At 44.1% G+C, this 16,520-nt stretch carries 17 protein-coding genes, 2 tRNA genes, 1 rRNA gene, 1 other RNA gene and 2 riboswitches; of the genes, 20 read left to right on the top strand and 1 reads right to left on the bottom strand.

Annotation, left to right across the window (positions count from 1 at the left end):
• Nucleotides 1-100 (top strand): 5S ribosomal RNA (rrf, locus tag GT589_RS01375); the annotation flags it as partial.
• Between the two features lie 402 nt (nucleotides 101-502).
• Nucleotides 503-1,063: a uracil-DNA glycosylase gene (locus tag GT589_RS01380; RefSeq protein WP_293394849.1), complete on the top strand. Its 561-nt coding sequence runs from the start codon at nucleotides 503-505 to the stop codon at nucleotides 1,061-1,063.
• A 29-nt stretch (nucleotides 1,064-1,092) separates the two neighbouring features.
• Here GT589_RS01380 and GT589_RS01385 read toward each other — a convergent pair whose 3' ends face one another.
• Nucleotides 1,093-1,263, bottom strand: coding sequence for a DUF362 domain-containing protein (locus GT589_RS01385; protein WP_293394852.1), 171 nt, complete (start codon nucleotides 1,261-1,263; stop codon nucleotides 1,093-1,095).
• A gap of 118 nt (nucleotides 1,264-1,381) precedes the next feature.
• On the opposite strand from GT589_RS01385, the gene GT589_RS01390 reads away from it, so the two are divergent.
• The 18 genes from GT589_RS01390 (at nucleotide 1,382) to thiE (ending at nucleotide 16,447) form a co-directional block, all read left to right on the top strand.
• A complete protein-coding gene (locus GT589_RS01390; RefSeq protein ID WP_293394855.1) occupies nucleotides 1,382-1,951 on the top strand; it encodes a uracil-DNA glycosylase in 570 nt (189 codons plus the stop codon).
• Between the two features lie 88 nt (nucleotides 1,952-2,039).
• Nucleotides 2,040-2,558, top strand: a complete 519-nt coding sequence (locus GT589_RS01395; RefSeq protein WP_293394858.1) for a transcription repressor NadR — start codon at nucleotides 2,040-2,042, stop codon at nucleotides 2,556-2,558.
• A gap of 53 nt (nucleotides 2,559-2,611) precedes the next feature.
• Entirely contained in the window at nucleotides 2,612-3,529 is a 918-nt protein-coding gene (gene nadA, locus GT589_RS01400) for a quinolinate synthase NadA (protein WP_293394861.1), read from the top strand.
• Between the two features lie 47 nt (nucleotides 3,530-3,576).
• The gene (locus GT589_RS01405; protein WP_293394864.1) at nucleotides 3,577-5,025 is read left to right on the top strand and encodes an L-aspartate oxidase; all 1,449 of its coding nucleotides are present in this window, start codon (nucleotides 3,577-3,579) and stop codon (nucleotides 5,023-5,025) included.
• On the top strand, nucleotides 5,012-5,857 hold the full coding sequence (nadC, locus tag GT589_RS01410) for a carboxylating nicotinate-nucleotide diphosphorylase (RefSeq protein WP_293394867.1): 846 nt from the start codon (nucleotides 5,012-5,014) through the stop codon (nucleotides 5,855-5,857). Before GT589_RS01405 ends, nadC begins: the two co-directional genes overlap by 14 nt.
• A 110-nt stretch (nucleotides 5,858-5,967) precedes the next feature.
• The gene (locus GT589_RS01415) at nucleotides 5,968-8,745 is read left to right on the top strand and encodes a UPF0182 family membrane protein (protein WP_293394869.1); all 2,778 of its coding nucleotides are present in this window, start codon (nucleotides 5,968-5,970) and stop codon (nucleotides 8,743-8,745) included.
• A gap of 29 nt (nucleotides 8,746-8,774) precedes the next feature.
• Entirely contained in the window at nucleotides 8,775-9,581 is an 807-nt protein-coding gene (locus tag GT589_RS01420) for a mechanosensitive ion channel family protein (protein WP_293394872.1), read from the top strand.
• Between the two features lie 106 nt (nucleotides 9,582-9,687).
• Entirely contained in the window at nucleotides 9,688-10,287 is a 600-nt protein-coding gene (rbr, locus tag GT589_RS01425) for a rubrerythrin (RefSeq protein ID WP_293394875.1), read from the top strand.
• A gap of 131 nt (nucleotides 10,288-10,418) precedes the next feature.
• Entirely contained in the window at nucleotides 10,419-11,702 is a 1,284-nt protein-coding gene (serS, locus tag GT589_RS01430) for a serine--tRNA ligase (RefSeq protein WP_293394878.1), read from the top strand.
• A gap of 121 nt (nucleotides 11,703-11,823) precedes the next feature.
• Nucleotides 11,824-11,899: transfer RNA gene (locus tag GT589_RS01435), tRNA-Arg, on the top strand.
• Nucleotides 11,900-11,919: 20 nt separating this feature from the next.
• Nucleotides 11,920-12,405 (top strand): tRNA adenosine(34) deaminase TadA, encoded by a 486-nt coding sequence (tadA, locus tag GT589_RS01440; RefSeq protein ID WP_293394881.1) that lies wholly within the window; start codon nucleotides 11,920-11,922, stop codon nucleotides 12,403-12,405.
• A tRNA-Ser gene (locus GT589_RS01445) sits at nucleotides 12,396-12,485 on the top strand. The genes tadA and GT589_RS01445 overlap by 10 nt, the downstream gene beginning before the upstream one ends.
• A gap of 20 nt (nucleotides 12,486-12,505) precedes the next feature.
• Nucleotides 12,506-12,770: signal recognition particle sRNA large type (gene ffs, locus GT589_RS01450), an RNA gene on the top strand.
• A gap of 29 nt (nucleotides 12,771-12,799) precedes the next feature.
• Nucleotides 12,800-12,908: riboswitch (TPP riboswitch) on the top strand.
• A 64-nt stretch (nucleotides 12,909-12,972) separates the two neighbouring features.
• Nucleotides 12,973-13,081: riboswitch (TPP riboswitch) on the top strand.
• A 75-nt stretch (nucleotides 13,082-13,156) separates the two neighbouring features.
• The gene (gene thiS, locus GT589_RS01455; protein WP_293394884.1) at nucleotides 13,157-13,351 is read left to right on the top strand and encodes a sulfur carrier protein ThiS; all 195 of its coding nucleotides are present in this window, start codon (nucleotides 13,157-13,159) and stop codon (nucleotides 13,349-13,351) included.
• A 1-nt stretch (nucleotide 13,352) separates the two neighbouring features.
• Entirely contained in the window at nucleotides 13,353-13,937 is a 585-nt protein-coding gene (gene thiF / locus GT589_RS01460) for a sulfur carrier protein ThiS adenylyltransferase ThiF (RefSeq protein ID WP_293394887.1), read from the top strand.
• 15 nt (nucleotides 13,938-13,952) lie between these two features.
• Complete coding sequence (locus GT589_RS01465) at nucleotides 13,953-14,729, top strand: thiazole synthase (RefSeq protein WP_293394890.1); 777 nt, start codon at nucleotides 13,953-13,955, stop codon at nucleotides 14,727-14,729.
• A complete protein-coding gene (gene thiH, locus GT589_RS01470; protein WP_293394893.1) occupies nucleotides 14,729-15,835 on the top strand; it encodes a 2-iminoacetate synthase ThiH in 1,107 nt (368 codons plus the stop codon). The genes GT589_RS01465 and thiH overlap by 1 nt, the downstream gene beginning before the upstream one ends.
• A 9-nt stretch (nucleotides 15,836-15,844) precedes the next feature.
• Nucleotides 15,845-16,447 (top strand): thiamine phosphate synthase, encoded by a 603-nt coding sequence (gene thiE / locus GT589_RS01475; RefSeq protein WP_293394896.1) that lies wholly within the window; start codon nucleotides 15,845-15,847, stop codon nucleotides 16,445-16,447.
• Nucleotides 16,448-16,520: the final 73 nt, after the last annotated feature.

A 16,520-nucleotide genomic window follows, 5' to 3' on the forward strand; every position in this document is an offset into this window, starting at 1 on the left:
GGAGGATACACCTGTTCCCATGCCGAACACAGAAGTTAAGCTCCTTAGCGCCGATGGTACTTGGATCGAAGGGTCCTGGGAGAGTAGGTCGTGGCTGCGTAATCTTTTTATTTTTTTTGCGTTTTTTGGTGATTTGCATCAAATGAAAAGCCGGTCTTATGTCTCGTTTTCGAGGCTGCAAAGGCTCGCATATTTCAAAGCTCTTGAATTTTGAGAACTCGCTTCGCTCAGACACTCAAAATTCTGCGGCTTTGGGCATATGCTTCGCCTGCAGCCTCATCAAAACAAGCCTCAAAAAGACCTGGCTTTTTTCATTTGGATGCATTCTCCTTAATGCCGATATTTCGCAAGAAATAAAAAGCGTTACGCAGTTGGGTTGAGTAAGGGGAAACCAGCGCACAAGACTGTGTGGCTCTGCTCATACAAAAAAACAAATGCATATTTTTAAAAGTATGTTATACTGATTTAAAGTATTGTGAGCGGAAAGGATCGGGCGTGGGATATGTATTCATTAAGCGAACTTGAGCAGTTGTGTAGTGAGTGCAAAAAATGCAGGCTTTGTTCAACTAGAAAGAATGCGGTTTTCGGGGAAGGTTCAGATAGAGCCGACATAATGTTCATAGGCGAAGGACCTGGCGAGCAGGAGGACCTTCAGGGGAGGCCTTTTGTTGGGAAGGCTGGCAAGCTTCTAGACAAGGGAATTGAAGCTTTAGGCCTTTCCAGGGAGAGCGTATATATAGCAAATATAGTAAAGTGCAGACCTCCGGGGAATCGAGTCCCAGAAGACGATGAAGCCGCAAGCTGCATTGAGTATCTTAGATGGCAGGTCAAGCTGATAGATCCCAAAGTGATAGTGCTGCTCGGGTCGACAGCGGGAAGAAATATAATTGGAAAAGATTTCAGGATTACAAGGCAAAGAGGTAATGTAATAGAGTTTGGAAAATTTAAAATAGTGCCGACTTACCACCCGGCAGCTGTATTGAGGGACGATACAAAGAAGGCTGATTTTTGGAGTGATTTAAAGCTTGCAGTCAAAATATATGGACAAATAAAAAACTGCTAAAGAATATAGCAGTTTTATTTTATACTTGGCTATTCAGGCTGAGGAGCATCTACCGGACAAACATTGGCGCAAGCACCGCAGTCTATGCACTTGGATGCGTCTATTACGTATTTACCGTCTCCTGCGCTTATTGCGTCCACAGGACACTCGGGTTCGCAAGCACCGCAGTATATGCACGCGTCAGTGATAATGTAAGCCATTATAAAATCCCCCTTTGATTAATAAATTTAAAATAATCGAAATCCAGTCTGCCTTATTATTATATCCAGATGGAGAGCAAATAAAACATGAAAAATAAGCACGAAATGGAGAATTGGAATGGAAAAGCTATTTGAAAGATGTACTGAGCTATCAGACGGAGAAGAGTTTGTATTTTCTGATGGAAGAACGGATTCGGGTATAATGCTGATAGGAGAGGCTCCAGGTGAAAATGAGGTAAAGCTAAAAAAGCCTTTCGTTGGCAAGGCGGGCAAGAATCTGGACGAATTCATCAGCATACTTGGCATTGAAAGAGAGGATATATATATAACAAACGCTGTAAAAATAAGGCCGCATAAGCTTAGCCTCAAAACAGGAAAAAGAATAAACAGAAGCCCAAGCAAGGCTGAGGTTGATAGATTCAGGGAATTGGTAGTAGAAGAGATAAAGATGGTCACCCCAAAAATAATTGTAACCCTTGGCAATACGCCTCTTAAGCAGCTGCTGCAGCGCGAGGTAAGGATAGGGGATATGCATGGCACTCTTATGGAATTGGAATTAGGCGGCAGGATATACAGCCTGTTCCCGCTTTACCACCCAGCTTCGATAATATACAATCGTGACTTAAGGCAGATTTATATAGATGATTTAGCAAGGCTGAGGGAAATAATTCACAGACTAGGTATATAGAATTGTTTTAGTACCGGATTATTTTGGAATTTTATTTGCCGAATCTGTAAAAGTTATATATAATTTAATTGACTGGAGGTGTTTTGGTTTGGATACCCATATGAGGAGGGAGCGCCTTGGAAAGCTGCTCAAGGAGTCACATGAGCCCATAACCGGTTCCAGGCTTGCAAGCATATTCGATGTTAGCAGGCAAATAATAGTTGGAGATATAGCAATACTAAGGGCCAAGGGCCTCAATATAATTGCTACGCTGCAAGGTTATTTCATACCGGAAAAAAATGAGGCTGAAAGATTCAGAGACATTATAGTTTCAAGACATTTTGGGTTTGATGAGCTGGAGGATGAGCTTTTTACCATTGTTGACAACGGCGGAAAAGTTATAGATGTAATTGTCGACCACTCCATATACGGAGAAATTCGGACGGTAATCAACATATCTTCAAGGAAAGAGGCCGAAGAATTTGTAGCGAGGTTACGAAAAAGCAATGCATTGCCAATGTCTTCACTTACAAACGGCATGCATTTGCATACTATAGAGACAAAGGATGAAATGCTTTTCAATGAAATACTTGAAAAGCTTAAAAGTAAAGGATATATAGTGGGATAATTTTTTTTGACTAATGTGTCATGACAGCTGATATTACAGGAGGAGACAATCGCATGGATGATAGGCAAATGATTCAAGAGATAGAGAAGTTAAAAAAAGAAAAAAATATAAAGATATTCGCTCACAATTACCAAAATTTCGAGGTGCAGAAGATTGCTGACTATACAGGAGATTCATTCTATTTAAGCAAGCTTGCAGGCGAGGTTGAATGTGATGAGATAGTTTTTTGCGGAGTGAGGTTCATGGCCGAGACTGCCAAGATTATGTGCAGTGACAAAAAGGTTGTGCTTCCGGTGGAGGATGCGGAATGTCCAATGGCTCACATGGTTAAACCTGAAGAGGTTCTGGCTTTCAAGAAGGAACATCCTGACTTCAAGGTGGTGTCTTATGTCAATACGACTACCGAGCTCAAGGCCGTAAGCGATGTATGCGTGACGTCTTCGGTAGCTGAAAAGGTAATAAACAACATGGATGCGCAAAACATACTTTTCATACCTGATATGAATCTTGCTGACTATATATCAAAGAATGTCAGCGGCAAGAATATAGTATCATGGAACGGTTACTGCCCTGTGCACGACAAGGTCAGAAAAGAAGAAATTTTTGCCATGAGAAAGGAGCACAGCGGCTATGAGGTGCTTGTCCATCCTGAGTGCAGGAGAGAGGTGCTGCAGGAGGCTGACTTTGTAGGCTCTACATCTGCAATAATAAATTACGCCAGGAATTCAAATGCGCCGGGATTCATAATAGGAACTGAAACAGGGGTGCTGCATGCTTTGAGAGCGGAAAATCCTGAAAAGGAGTACGAGCTGCTCTCTGCGTCGCTCATTTGCTACAACATGAAAAAAACTACGCTCAGGGATGTATATGATGCGGTTTCAGGGAACGGCGGACTTGTCATAGAGCTTGACGAAGAGCTTGCAGAAAAGGCCAGGAAGAGTCTTGATGAGATGATAAGGCTTTCGCACTAGTAGCATCATAGGCAGTGGAATATATATAGTAACCGAGGTGAAATTTTGTGTATTATGATATTATAGTGGTCGGAAGCGGAATAGCGGGGCTTTATTCCTGCATAAACGCGCCCAAGGATACGAGCGTGCTGCTCATATCAAAATCGGACTTTTTAAACAGCAACACGTATCTGGCACAGGGCGGCATTGCCTGCGTCCTTTCTGACAAGGACAGCTTTGAAAGTCACATAAGCGATACAGTACGAGCAGGCAGATATGAAAACGATATAGAGGCAGTCAAGCTCATGGTGACAGAGGGGCCACTAGATGTAAAAAGACTTAGTGCTATAGGAGTCGAGTTTGACAAGGAAGATGGCGGAGAGCTCAAAATGACACTTGAAGGTGGTCACTCAGCTAGAAGGATAGTCCACCACAGCGATTCCACAGGCAAAGAGATAGCGGAGAAGCTTCTCGAGAGCGCCAGAAGGGAAGTCAATATATCGCTTGCCGAAAATACGTTCGTTTACGATATAAAGAAGATAGACGATATGTTCATAGTTTTCGTGCTTGGCAAAAATGGAAAGCGCGATGCATATTTTGCATCGAATGTGGTGCTAGCCACCGGAGGCATAGGCAAGGTATATAAATACACCACAAACTCATCCATAGCAACGGGGGATGGGATAGTACTGGCAAAAAGGCTAGGCGCAACCATTAAAAACCTCAGCTATATACAGTTCCATCCAACAGCGCTTGCCATAGGAGAGGGAGAACGCGTACTGGTTTCAGAGGCCGTAAGAGGCGAAGGTGCGTATCTTATCAACGAAAAGGGCGAGAGGTTCATGTACAAATACCATGAGATGGGTGAGCTTGCTCCAAGAGACGTGGTATGCAGGGGAATACTGGAGGAAGTGAAAATACAGGGAAGTGAAAACATATACCTGGACATAACCTACAAGGACTCTGATTTTGTCAGAAACAGGTTCCCATATATATATGAAAAATGCATGGAATCAGGAATAGATATAACAAAGGACAGAATACCAGTTTTCCCATGCCAGCACTACTTGATGGGTGGCATACATGTAGATTTCAATTCGAACACAGGGATAAGGGGCCTTTATGCAGCCGGAGAGTGCTCAAATACGGGCGTGCACGGTAAAAACAGGCTTGCAAGCAATTCGCTTCTTGAGGCAATGGTTTTTTCGAGAAGAGCGGCCATAAACATAGACATACAAAACCACAGTTACAAAATGATAGATGCTGACATAAAAGGTGAGGGGACATCGCTGATAGAACCCGCATTAAAAGAAGAGATAAGGGATATAATGCAAAAGGCCTATTTTGTGGTGCCTGATAAGGATATGATAATCAGAGGACTTGAAAGGCTCGATGAAATGATAAGAGATATTGAAGCCTCGAGCTATGTAAAGGACAAGGAGTATTACGAAACTTTCAACATGGCAAGTGTTTCTAAAATGGTTTTGGAGGACATACAAAACAATGGACAAGCTTAATATGGTAATGGTTGACAGGGTGATTAAGGCGGCACTAGAAGAGGATATAAACTATTTTGACATTACTACGGACAACCTTATAGGCGAGCAGCAAACTTCGGAAGCTATTATGCTGGCCAAGGAAGATGGAGTGATATGCGGAATCGGTATAGCTGCGAGAGTGTTTGATATTCTCGATGAAACTGTTGAATTTGTAAAGCTAAAGCAGGATGGAGACATTGTCTGCAAAGGCGAGATTATAGCCAGGATAGGCGGCAGTACAAGAGCGATTCTAAAAGGCGAGAGAACAGCCCTGAATATAATGCAGCGGCTTTCAGGCATAGCCACCAAGACACATGGATTTGCTCAGAGGGTCAAGGATTATGATGTAAAGATTGTAGATACCAGAAAGACAACGCCTATGCTAAGATTCATGGAAAAGTATGCTGTAAGATGTGGCGGAGGCTACAACCACAGATACAATCTTTCACATTCTGTAATGCTAAAGGACAATCACATAGACGCCTGTGGCGGCATAAGGCAGGCTGTCGAAATGATAAGAAGTAAAATCGGCCATACTGAGAAGATAGAGGTCGAGGTCAGAAACCTTGAAGAGATGAAGGAGGCGCTTGAAGCCCGCGCTGACATAATAATGCTCGACAACATGGGAATAGAGGAGATGAAGGCGGCGGTTGAGCTTAATAAGGCAGCCACAGTAAGAGCCGTCATAGAGGCCTCTGGAAATGTGGATGAGAGCAATGTGGCGGTTTACGCAGCTACTGGCGTGGATGTAATATCGGTAGGAAGCCTTACGCATTCTTTCAAGTCGCTTGATATTTCCTTAAAACTGTAGCAAAAAACCCTGATTTCAGGGTTTTTTTATTATATACAGTTTTTTTATTAGATTAGAGCTAAAGTGGTATAATAATATATATTGTGAAATAAATATAAGGAGGGCTTTCAGTGAATGGTGGCATAAAAAAAGCAGTAATTGCAGTTGCACTTGTATTAGCCGTGGTTATAGTGCTTTCCTTTTCAAACTTGATAGGATTTTTGGCTGATTACAACTGGTTCAAGGAGGTAGGGTACACTCAGGTATATCTCAAGCAGGTGTTTGCAAAGCTTACCGTAGGAACGCCGATTTTTGCTGTGCTTACGGTATTCATATTTTTATACCTTCTAGGTATAAAAAAGAGCTATTACAGCCACATGAACATAGTACCGGAAAAGAGCCATGAGAAAAAAATAAACAATATCATTCTGCTTTTTTCTGGAGCAATGGGATTTGCATACAGCTTCAGCCTAGCATCAAAGTTTTGGATAGAGATGCTAAGGTTTACAAACTCAACTTCCTTCAACATCAAAGACCCGATATTTTCAAAGGATGTAGGCTTTTATGTGTTCAAGCTCCCGCTCATAAATGAGATATTCAACTCTCTCATAGGATTTTTAGTTTTCCTGTTGTTTATAACCGTTATATTCTATTTCATATTAATAAGTGACGAAGCCAGCAAGGGGCAAAGGACTTTTGAAAAGGATATAGATTTGGATGTAAGAAGATTCAGGAATATAGCCTCTACACCAAGGCAGCTTTTCACTCTTGCAATGAACCAGATAGTCACAATAGCAGTAGTATTCTTCATAATAATAGCCCTAAGAAACTACCTTGACGCATTTAATTTGCTATATTCTTCAAGAGGTGCGGCGTACGGCGCAGGCTATACCGACATAAAAATAACGCTATGGGTATATAGAGCGCAGATGATTCTGGCACTTGTATCGGCTGCTGTTATTATATATGCGCATATGAAGAAAAGACTCAAACTTGCACTTGTAGTCCCAGTTATAATAATAGCAGTATCGCTTGTATCAGCAGGCGTTGAGAATCTGGTTCAAAATTTTGTGGTTTCCCCAAACGAGCTTGCCAAGGAAAGGGAGTATATCAAGCACAGTATCAAATATACACAGCTTGCATACAACCTGGACAAGGTGATAAACAAGGAGTTTGCAGCAGAGCAGACACTTGATGCTCAAAAGATACTCGATAATGACCAGACAATGAAAAATATAAGCGTAAACGACCAGGGTCCTGTGAAGGATGTTTTCAAGCAGATACAGGGTATAAGGACATACTACAAATTCAACGACATAGATGTTGACAGATACAAAATAGGAGATGAGACAAGGCAGGTATTCATAGCTGCAAGAGAGCTTGACAGCGAAAATCTGCAGTCAAAGACATGGCTCAACGAGCACATAAAGTATACGCACGGCTATGGAATAGTGATGGCGCCTGTCAACGAAGTTTCTTCAAGTGGCCAGCCTAATCTTTTCCTTAAAAACATACCTCCCGTATCTTCTGTGCAGGGAGTAGAGGTTAAAAAGCCGGAGATATATTTTGGAGAGGTAGCAGGCGATTATATAGTTGTAGGCACATCCGAGAAGGAGTTTGATTATCCAAGAGGCGATACAAACGCTTTTACAGAATATGAAGGCAAGGCGGGCATAAAGCTCGGGCTATTCAACAGGTTGCTTTACTCGATAGACCAAAAGAGCTTCAAGCTGCTGGTATCGGCAGGTGTTGACTCCAAAAGCAAGATTATACTCCACAGAAACATAACAGACAGGGTCAACAAGATAGCGCCTTTTCTGCAGCTTGACCAGGATCCCTACATGGTACTATCGGATGAAGGCAGGCTTTACTGGATAATAGACGGATATACGCTTTCAAACAGATATCCCTACTCAGAGCCTTTTGACAAGAATGGGCTCAACTATATTAGAAACTCGTGCAAGGTAGTTGTTGATGCATACAATGGGGATGTGGACTTCTACATTGTAGACAAGAGCGATCCTATAATAAGCACGTATTCAAAGATATTCAAGGGGCTCTTCAAGAGCTATGAGGACATGCCGAAGGATTTGAAGTCTCATGTAAGATATCCAAAGGCGTATTTCGCTGTGCAGTCAACAATGTACCAGGACTATCACATGAATGATCCGGAGGTTTTCTATAACAAAGAGGACAGATGGCAGATAGCAAGGGAGACGTTTGAAAACCAAGAAGAACCTGTAGCTATGGAGCCTGCATATACCACATTCAAGCTGCCGGGAGAGCAAAAAGCAGAATTTCTGCTGAGTATACCATATACTCCAAAGCAAAAACAAAACATGGTATCTCTGCTTGTAGTAAGGAATGACGGGGATCGATACGGCGAGATTATAGACTATAGTTTTCCAAAGAACAAGAACATACTGGGACCGTACCAGGTGGAGTCAAAGATAGAAAACCAGCCGGAAATATCAGAAAAGCTAACACAGTGGGGCACTGGCGGTTCGAAGGTAATCAGGGGGCATTTGAGCACCATACCTATAGAAAACTCAATACTTTATGTGGAGCCGCTCTATATTAAATCGGACACCCAGGACAGCATACCGGAGGTGAAGAGAATAATTGTGGCATACGGCGACAAGGTTGTAATGGCGGAGACGCTTGAAAGGGCGCTAAGCCAGATGTTCGGCATTGAGGGAGTGCAGAAGGGTGCGGAAACCGAACAGCCTCAGGAGGTTGCTCCTGAGCAGATATCAGGTGACTTGGGCAGCCTTGCCGGCAAGGCTGCAGAGCTCTACGAGGCTGCGCAAAATGCGCTCAAAGAAGGAAACTGGGCAGACTACGGAAGGTATATAGAGGAGCTTGGAGGAGTAATCGAGGAGATCAAGCAGTATGAGGCAAAACAATAGAAATATTTATTTGCAAAGGAGTATATAAATTGGATTACATCAGAACAGTAGACGCTTATCTAAAGCAAAACGGAATAGACTTCATATATTCAGTTGTAATCCTCATGATTGGAATATATGCGGCTAGGAAGATAAAAAAGATTGCTAAGCGGTTTTTAACAAGGACGAAGATTGAGCCTTCCCTTATAGGATTCTTTTCACAGCTTATATATGTGCTCATACTAGTATTTGTGTTCGTTATAGTGCTAGACAAGATGGGATTCAAGACCACGTCGTTTATCACAGTGCTTGGAGCAGCAGGGCTTGCAATAGGTCTTGCGCTCCAGGGCTCTCTTTCGAACTTTGCGGCAGGTGTGCTAATACTAATTTTCAAGCCGTTTGCTGTGGGCGACTTCATAGAAGGCTCAGGAGCTAAGGGGGCTGTGCATGAAATACAGCTGCTCAACACAGTACTTACGGCTTTCGGGAATGAGTCAATAATAATTCCAAACTCAAAGCTGATCAACGAGAATGTCATAAATTACAGCAAGGCAAAAAAGAGAAGACTAGAAATAAGAGTGGGGATATCCTATCAAAGCGATATAAAAAAAACAAGGGAAGTACTGCTTGGCATAGCGTCAAGCGATGCCCGAGTTGATACGGAGCCAGAACCTGAGGTTGTGATTGCTGACTTTTCACCTGCAGCTATAAATATGTCGCTGAGGCTGTGGACTAACAATGAGGACTACTGGGGTGTGTACCACAGTGTCATGGAGCGTGTAAGGGAAGAATTTGAAAAAAGCGGTATAGAGTTGCCGGTTGTGCAGAATGTGGCTTATTTCAATAAGCAGGCTTAGGCTTTTGGATATACAAAACAGGATAAAGTGTTTAATAGGCCGATAAACGGGTAAAACAAAAAATGTTGAGATTAATACTCGAGTTTAAAATACAGGAGGAAATAAAATGAAAAGTCTTAAGGGCACCAAAACGCTTGAAAACCTTATGAAGGCATTTGCAGGAGAATCGCAGGCAAGAAACAGATATACTCTTTTCGCTGATGTCGCGTCAGAAGAGGGCTATGATCAAATAGCCGAACTTTTTATTGAAACCGCAGAAAATGAGCTTGTGCATGCTGAAATATTCTACAACCACGTGCTTGATGGAATGGAAGATGAACCGTCTCCTTTCACGGTAAATATAGAAGCTTCATATCCGGCCGTGCTTGGCTGCACGTATGACAACCTCAAAGCAGCGGCTATGGGAGAAAATGAGGAGTGGACACAGCTTTACCCTGAATTTGCTCAGATAGCTGATGACGAAGGCTTCCCGGAGGTTGCGGCATCATTCAGAATGATATCGAAGGTAGAGGAAAAGCACGAGAAAAGATACGAAAAACTTGCTGAAAACGTGGACAAGTGCAAGGTTTTTGAAAAGGATGAGGAAGGCACTGCTTGGAAGTGCAGAGTTTGCGGATATGTTCATTCTGGCAAAGTGGCACCTAAGGTTTGCCCGGTTTGTAAGGTTGAGCAGGGCTACTTTGAAAAGTTCTGTGAAAATTATTAGTAGGCAGGCTGTTGTAATATTCAAATCCTGCTGATATAATACAAAAAAGCTGAAGATAAGAGGCTTTCGTCTGTTCAAGGACGATTGCCTTTTCTTTTTATGAAAATAACATATAAAATATGGAGGAGACCATGTTAGATATAAAGAGGATACGGAAGGAGCTTGACTTCATAAAGAAGGCTATGGCTAAGCGCGGAGAGGCTGAATTCAACTTTGATAGCGTTCTGGAGCTTGATGAGCAAAGAAGAATACTGCTTCAGGAGGTAGAAGTTCTGAAGATGGAGCAAAACAGTGCTTCAAAGCAGATTTCAAAGCTCAAAAAGGAGGGAAAGGACATAGCCGGCCTGGCAGAGCAGCTAAAGGTATCATCTGATAAAATAAAGGGAATGGATGAAAGGGTCAAAGAAGTTCAAGAACAGATAAGAGACATGCTGCTTAGGATACCAAACATTCCTCATCCGGATGTTCAGATAGGAGATACAGACGAAGACAATATAGAGGTTTGGAGATGGTCGGAGCCGACAAAATTCAGCTATGTGCCAAAGGCTCACTGGGATATAGGCACAGACCTTGGGATACTTGATTTTGAAACGGCCGGAAAGATCACCGGTTCGAGATTCACTCTATACAAAGGTCTTGGAGCTACGCTTGAGAGATCTTTGATAAATTTCTATCTGGACACTCACACAAGAGAGCACGGCTACACTGAGATGCTTCCTCCTTTCATAGCTAATGAAAGCAGCATGCTTGGAACAGGCCAGCTTCCAAAATTTGGAGATGAAATGTTCAAGCTTGAGGACAAGGACTACTACCTCATACCTACAGCAGAAGTCCCTGTTACAAACATACATATGAACGAAATTGTAGACGGTGAATGCCTGCCGCTCTGTTACTGCGCATATACCCCATGTTTCAGGGCTGAGGCCGGCTCAGCGGGCAGGGACACTAGAGGCCTTATAAGGCAGCATCAATTCAATAAGGTCGAGCTTGTCAAATTTACAAAGCCTGAGGAGTCATATGATGAGCTTGAAAAGCTTGTAAAGAATGCCGAGGCGGTGCTTCGGAAGCTGGGATTGCCGTACAGGGTTGTGAAGATATGTAGCGGAGATCTGGGCTTTACGGCGGCATTCAAGTATGATATAGAGGTCTGGATGCCAAGCTACGGAAGGTACGTTGAGATATCCTCGTGCTCGAATTTCGAAGATTTTCAAGCCAGAAGGGCAAACATAAGATTCAAGAGGGACAAGCACACAAGGGTTGAATATGTTCATACACTCAATGGCTCTGGCGTTGCGATAGGAAGGACTGTGGCGGCAATACTCGAGAACTTCCAGCAGGAGGACGGATCTGTTAGTGTTCCGGAAGTTTTGAGGCCTTACATGGGCGGAGTTGAAGTTATAAGAGGGTACAAGTAACGGACATTGGCTATTCAATTATATGAGGTGAGCCTCATTTAAAGCGGCGCACCTCATATAATATTTACTGAGGGTATTGAAATGCATGGAAATGTGTGATAATATATATTTTGCAAGTTGAGCACCCGTAGCTCAGGGGATAGAGCGTCGGTTTCCTAAACCGTGCGTCGCAGGTTCGATTCCTGCCGGGTGCACCATTTTTTTATTTGGAGGAAAAATGCAAGACATCGACTATATGCGGGAGGCCTTGAAACAGGCAAAAGTGGCATATTTGATGGGAGAGGTTCCAGTTGGCGCTGTCATAGTCAAAGACGGCAGGATAATATCCAAAGGGCACAACATGAAGGAGTCCTTGGCTGATCCTACTGCGCATGCAGAGATGATTGCTATAAAGAGAGCCACTGAAGCGCTAAAAGGCTGGAGGCTTAGCGATTGCACGATGTACGTTACAATGGAGCCATGCAGCATGTGTGCAGGAGCCATACTTCAAAGCAGAATGAGAAGACTTGTGTTTGGAACAAAGGATGAAAAAGCTGGAGCCTGTGGCTCCAAGGTAAACCTACTTCAGCACGACCTTTTCAACCACAATGTTGAAATAGTCGATGGCGTGCTCGAAAGCGAGTGCTCCGGGATACTTGTAGGTTTTTTTAAGTTATTGAGAGAAAGCAAGAATTTTGAAAATAAATCTGTCGCGGAGAGATGACCGAGTGGTTGAAGGTGCACGCCTGGAAAGCGTGTATATAGGAAACTGTATCGGGGGTTCGAATCCCCCTCTCTCCGCCATTAAAAAGTCATAAAGTTTGCTGTGCTAGACGGGGAGTTAGCGGTGCCCTGTACCTGCAATCCGCTGTAGCAGGGTCGAATGCCATATTGAGGCTCATTAGCTGTAGAGCAGCTCCAAAAAAGTGATGATGATTGTCGGGTCCTGCGCAATAGAGATTCATGAACCCCGTCAGATCCGGAAGGAAGCAGCGGTAAGTGATCCCCTCTATGTGCCGCGGGAGCGCCTGATATGAATTAACTCTTTGGGAGGCGTCTGTGGCTTTGAGTCGATTTATGGCTGCACAGCATTTAATTATAAAATATTAATAATCCATTAATTTAGCTGGGGGAGCCTGTAGAGACAGGCTGAGAGTGCGGTGTTATCGCTTACCCTTACAACCTGATACGGTTAACACCGGCGTAGGGAAGCTCTGTGAGTTTATTTAAAGCGTAGATAAACTGGCTTGCCTATTGGCAAGCCTTTTTTTATATAAAAAATCAATATTGTTAAAGAAGCTGGGGGAGCCTGTAGAGACAGGCTGAGAGTGCGATGTTATCGCTTACCCTTATTACCTGATTTGGTTAATGCCAACGTAGGGATGTTTCTGCTGAATCTTTTGAGTTACTTGTTTTTATAGCAGACCCTATGGAGTCTGCTTTTTTTATTTCATTAAAAAAATGGGGGTGAAATTATGCTTGTAAACGGAAAAGAAATTGGTCCTAAGGGCAATATAAGCGTGAAACAGTTGCTTGAGCAGATGTGCATTGACGATTCCATAGTAGTTGTTGAGGCTGATTGCGAAATCGTTCCACGTGAAAAGTATGGGGTATGGATGCTGGATGAGTCGTCAAGAGTAGAAATTGTGTCATTTGTAGGCGGAGGTTAATATGGTGAACTGTATTAATGGGATACTAAAGAATTTGACTGTAGGGATAGCAGGAATAGGAGGGCTCGGGTCAAATGCTGCGGTTTCTCTTGCCAGGATTGGAATTGGAAGGCTTGTGCTGGCGGACTTTGACGTAGTTGACGAGAGCAATTTGAACAGGCAGTACTACATGATAAGGCATCTGGGCATGAAAAAGGCGCAGGCGATACAGCAGGTTATAGGAGATATAAACCCGCAGGTTGATGTCGAATCACACGATGTGTACATAGACAGTCATAATGCGCCCGAGATATTCAAGGATGCTGACATCATAATCGAGGCATTCGATGTGGCAAGCTGCAAGGCCAAGTTTGTAAATTCCATCTTGCAGAATACAGGCAAGAAGGTTATTGCGGCTTCGGGACTGGCAGGGGTTGGATCGGCAAATTCGATAGTTACAAGGAGGGTTTCAGAAAGACTGTATATAGTTGGAGACGGCGTAAGTGGACTGTCTGAGGGTGAGAAGCTGCTTGCATCGAGAGTAGCAATAGCGGCGAACCATCAGGCTAATCTGGCGGTAAGGCTGCTTATTGGTGAGGACATATAAGGGGAGGATATATTTATGGGAAAGCTTAGAATAGGCGGATTTGAATTGGACAGCAGGCTGTTTATAGGTACTGGCAAGTATCCCAGCAAGGATACGCTTCCAATGGTAATTGAAAGTAGCGCTACACAGGTAGTAACAATAGCTCTTAGACGGGTTGATTCGAGCAGGCAGGAAAACAATATACTCAGCTACATACCCAAGGAGACAATACTTCTTCCAAACACTTCCGGCGCCAGGAATGCAGACGAGGCCGTGAGGATTGCAAGGCTGGCACGGGCTATGGGATGCGGTGACTGGGTCAAAATAGAGGTTATATCAGACAACAAGTACCTCCTGCCGGACAACGAGGAGACCCTAAGGGCCACAGACATTCTGGCTAATGAGGGTTTCAAGGTATTCCCTTACATGAATCCGGACCTCATGAGCGCAAAAAAACTAGTGGATGCAGGAGCTGCGGCCGTAATGCCGCTTGGAGCCCCGATTGGTACTAACAGAGGGTTAAGGATGAAGGAACTTATTGGCATAATAATAGAGGAAATAAAGCTGCCTGTGATAGTCGATGCTGGAATAGGGGCGCCTTCGCACGCAGCTGAGGCAATGGAGATGGGCGCTGATGCAGTGCTGGTTAACACGGCGATAGCAACGTCTGATAACCCTGTGAAAATGGCGCAGGCCTTCTCGCTTGCTGTAAAGGCTGGCAGATACGCTTACAATGCAAGGCTTGGAGCCAAGGCTGAAGTTGCAAGCGCATCGTCGCCTCTTACAGGTTTTCTGCATGAGGGGGCATACTAATGAGTTTCTATGAGGTGGTAAGCCACTACAAGAATTTTGATTTTGAGGGTTTCTTTTCGGGCGTAAGCAGTGAGAGTGTAAGACAAATACTTGCAAAGGACAATATAAACGACAGGGACTTCCTGGCGCTTCTCGCGCCCGCAGCCCAGAGCCATCTGGAGCAGATGGCCGAGAAGGCGAGACGGCTTTCATTGAATCATTTTGGAAAGGCGGTCCTGCTTTATGCGCCGATATACATTTCCAACTACTGCATAAACCGGTGCGCCTACTGCGGCTTCAACCATGACAACGGTATAAGCAGAAAGAAGCTTTCGATGGAGGAGATAGAGAAGGAGGCTAGAGAACTCTCAAAGACAGGCATAAGGCATGTACTGCTCCTTACAGGGGAGTCGAGGAAGCATTCGCCGGCAGACTATATAACAGAGGCAGCATGTGTTCTAAGAAAGCATTTTGATTCTGTGACAATAGAGGTCAGCCCGCTGATGCTCGAGGAGTACGTAAAGGCTGCAAAATCGGGCGTGGACGGTGTCACGATATACCAGGAGACGTACGATGAACAGGTATATGACGAGGTGCATATTAGTGGTCCCAAAAAGGACTACAGATTCAGGCTGGACACGCCCGAGAGGGCATGCATGGCAAATATGAGATCTGTAAACGTGGGAGCACTCCTTGGACTTTCTGAGAATTGGCGCAGGGAGGCCTTCATGACAGGCATGCACGCCAATTATCTGCAGGACAAGTATGCCAGCACCGAGGTTTCAGTATCATTTCCGAGAATACGGCCACATGCCGGCGTTTTCGAAAGGGTGAGCGGAGTGAGCGATATACAGCTTGTGCAGACGGTACTTGCAATGAGGCTCTTCATGCCCCATGTTTCCCAGAACATCTCTACAAGGGAGGATGCGGATTTCAGGGATAATCTCATACCGCTTGGAATAAACAAGTTCTCCGCCGGCAGCTGCACCGAGGTCGGCGGTTACTCGGGAGAGCCGGCCACAGAGGCTCAGTTTGAAATATCGGATGGCAGGAGTGTAGATGAGGTTTGCGAGGCGATACTGGCAAAGGGCTATCAACCGCTTTTTAAAAATTGGATGAGCATATAGGCTAGGCGCATGATATACGTGATTACAAACCGAAAACAGGCAGAGGAAGGTTTTATAGGGACGATTGAAGCGGCTGCGGCCGCAGGCGCTGATTTCATAATACTCAGGGAAAAAGATATGAAAGATGCTGCTCTTGAGAGGCTTGCGCGAGAAGTCAAGAAGGCGATTTCGGGTAGTGGAGCAGAGCTAATTATAAATACAAGCTTGAATGTTGCAAGGAATGTAGGGGCATGCGGTGTTCATATGACATTCGCAGATTTCATGGAATGCGATGTCGAGATGATAAGGCAAGAGTTTAATATAGGAGTTTCGGTGCACTCGCTGCAGGAGGCTGAGGCTGCTGTCAAAAAAGGTGCGGACTACATCCTGGCGGGCCACATATTCCAAACAGATTGCAAGGCCGGGGCGAGGCCGCGAGGGATTGAATTTATAAGGCGTATAAGGAAGGCGCTTCCTCGGGTTAAACTTATTGCCATAGGCGGAATAATGCCAGAAAACGCGAGGCAGGTCATTTCAGCGGGAGCGGATGGGGTGGCTGTAATGAGTCTTGTGATGAAATCGGCCAATTCGTACGAAGAGGTAAAGAACCTGGCAAAAAGCTTGAAATATTAAAATCAAAAAGGACCCAGAAGGTCCTTTTTGATTTTAATGGACACTAGCAATTTATGTTATAATATTTATAGTT

This window comes from Peptoclostridium sp., assembly GCF_009881055.1.
GTDB lineage: Bacteria > Bacillota > Clostridia > Peptostreptococcales > Peptostreptococcaceae > Peptoclostridium_A.

What these genes read in the sequence shown, in the direction of transcription:
- GT589_RS01380 (WP_293394849.1), top strand. Translation starts at nt 503, where the DNA reads ATGTATTCATTAAGCGAACTTGAGCAGTTGTGTAGTGAGTGCAAAAAA.
- GT589_RS01385 (WP_293394852.1), bottom strand. Translation starts at nt 1,263, where the DNA reads ATGGCTTACATTATCACTGACGCGTGCATATACTGCGGTGCTTGCGAA.
- GT589_RS01390 (WP_293394855.1), top strand. Translation starts at nt 1,382, where the DNA reads ATGGAAAAGCTATTTGAAAGATGTACTGAGCTATCAGACGGAGAAGAG.
- nadA (WP_293394861.1), top strand. Translation starts at nt 2,612, where the DNA reads ATGGATGATAGGCAAATGATTCAAGAGATAGAGAAGTTAAAAAAAGAA.
- nadC (WP_293394867.1), top strand. Translation starts at nt 5,012, where the DNA reads ATGGACAAGCTTAATATGGTAATGGTTGACAGGGTGATTAAGGCGGCA.
- rbr (WP_293394875.1), top strand. Translation starts at nt 9,688, where the DNA reads ATGAAAAGTCTTAAGGGCACCAAAACGCTTGAAAACCTTATGAAGGCA.
- serS (WP_293394878.1), top strand. Translation starts at nt 10,419, where the DNA reads ATGTTAGATATAAAGAGGATACGGAAGGAGCTTGACTTCATAAAGAAG.
- tadA (WP_293394881.1), top strand. Translation starts at nt 11,920, where the DNA reads ATGCAAGACATCGACTATATGCGGGAGGCCTTGAAACAGGCAAAAGTG.
- thiS (WP_293394884.1), top strand. Translation starts at nt 13,157, where the DNA reads ATGCTTGTAAACGGAAAAGAAATTGGTCCTAAGGGCAATATAAGCGTG.
- thiF (WP_293394887.1), top strand. Translation starts at nt 13,353, where the DNA reads ATGGTGAACTGTATTAATGGGATACTAAAGAATTTGACTGTAGGGATA.
- GT589_RS01465 (WP_293394890.1), top strand. Translation starts at nt 13,953, where the DNA reads ATGGGAAAGCTTAGAATAGGCGGATTTGAATTGGACAGCAGGCTGTTT.
- thiH (WP_293394893.1), top strand. Translation starts at nt 14,729, where the DNA reads ATGAGTTTCTATGAGGTGGTAAGCCACTACAAGAATTTTGATTTTGAG.
- thiE (WP_293394896.1), top strand. Translation starts at nt 15,845, where the DNA reads ATGATATACGTGATTACAAACCGAAAACAGGCAGAGGAAGGTTTTATA.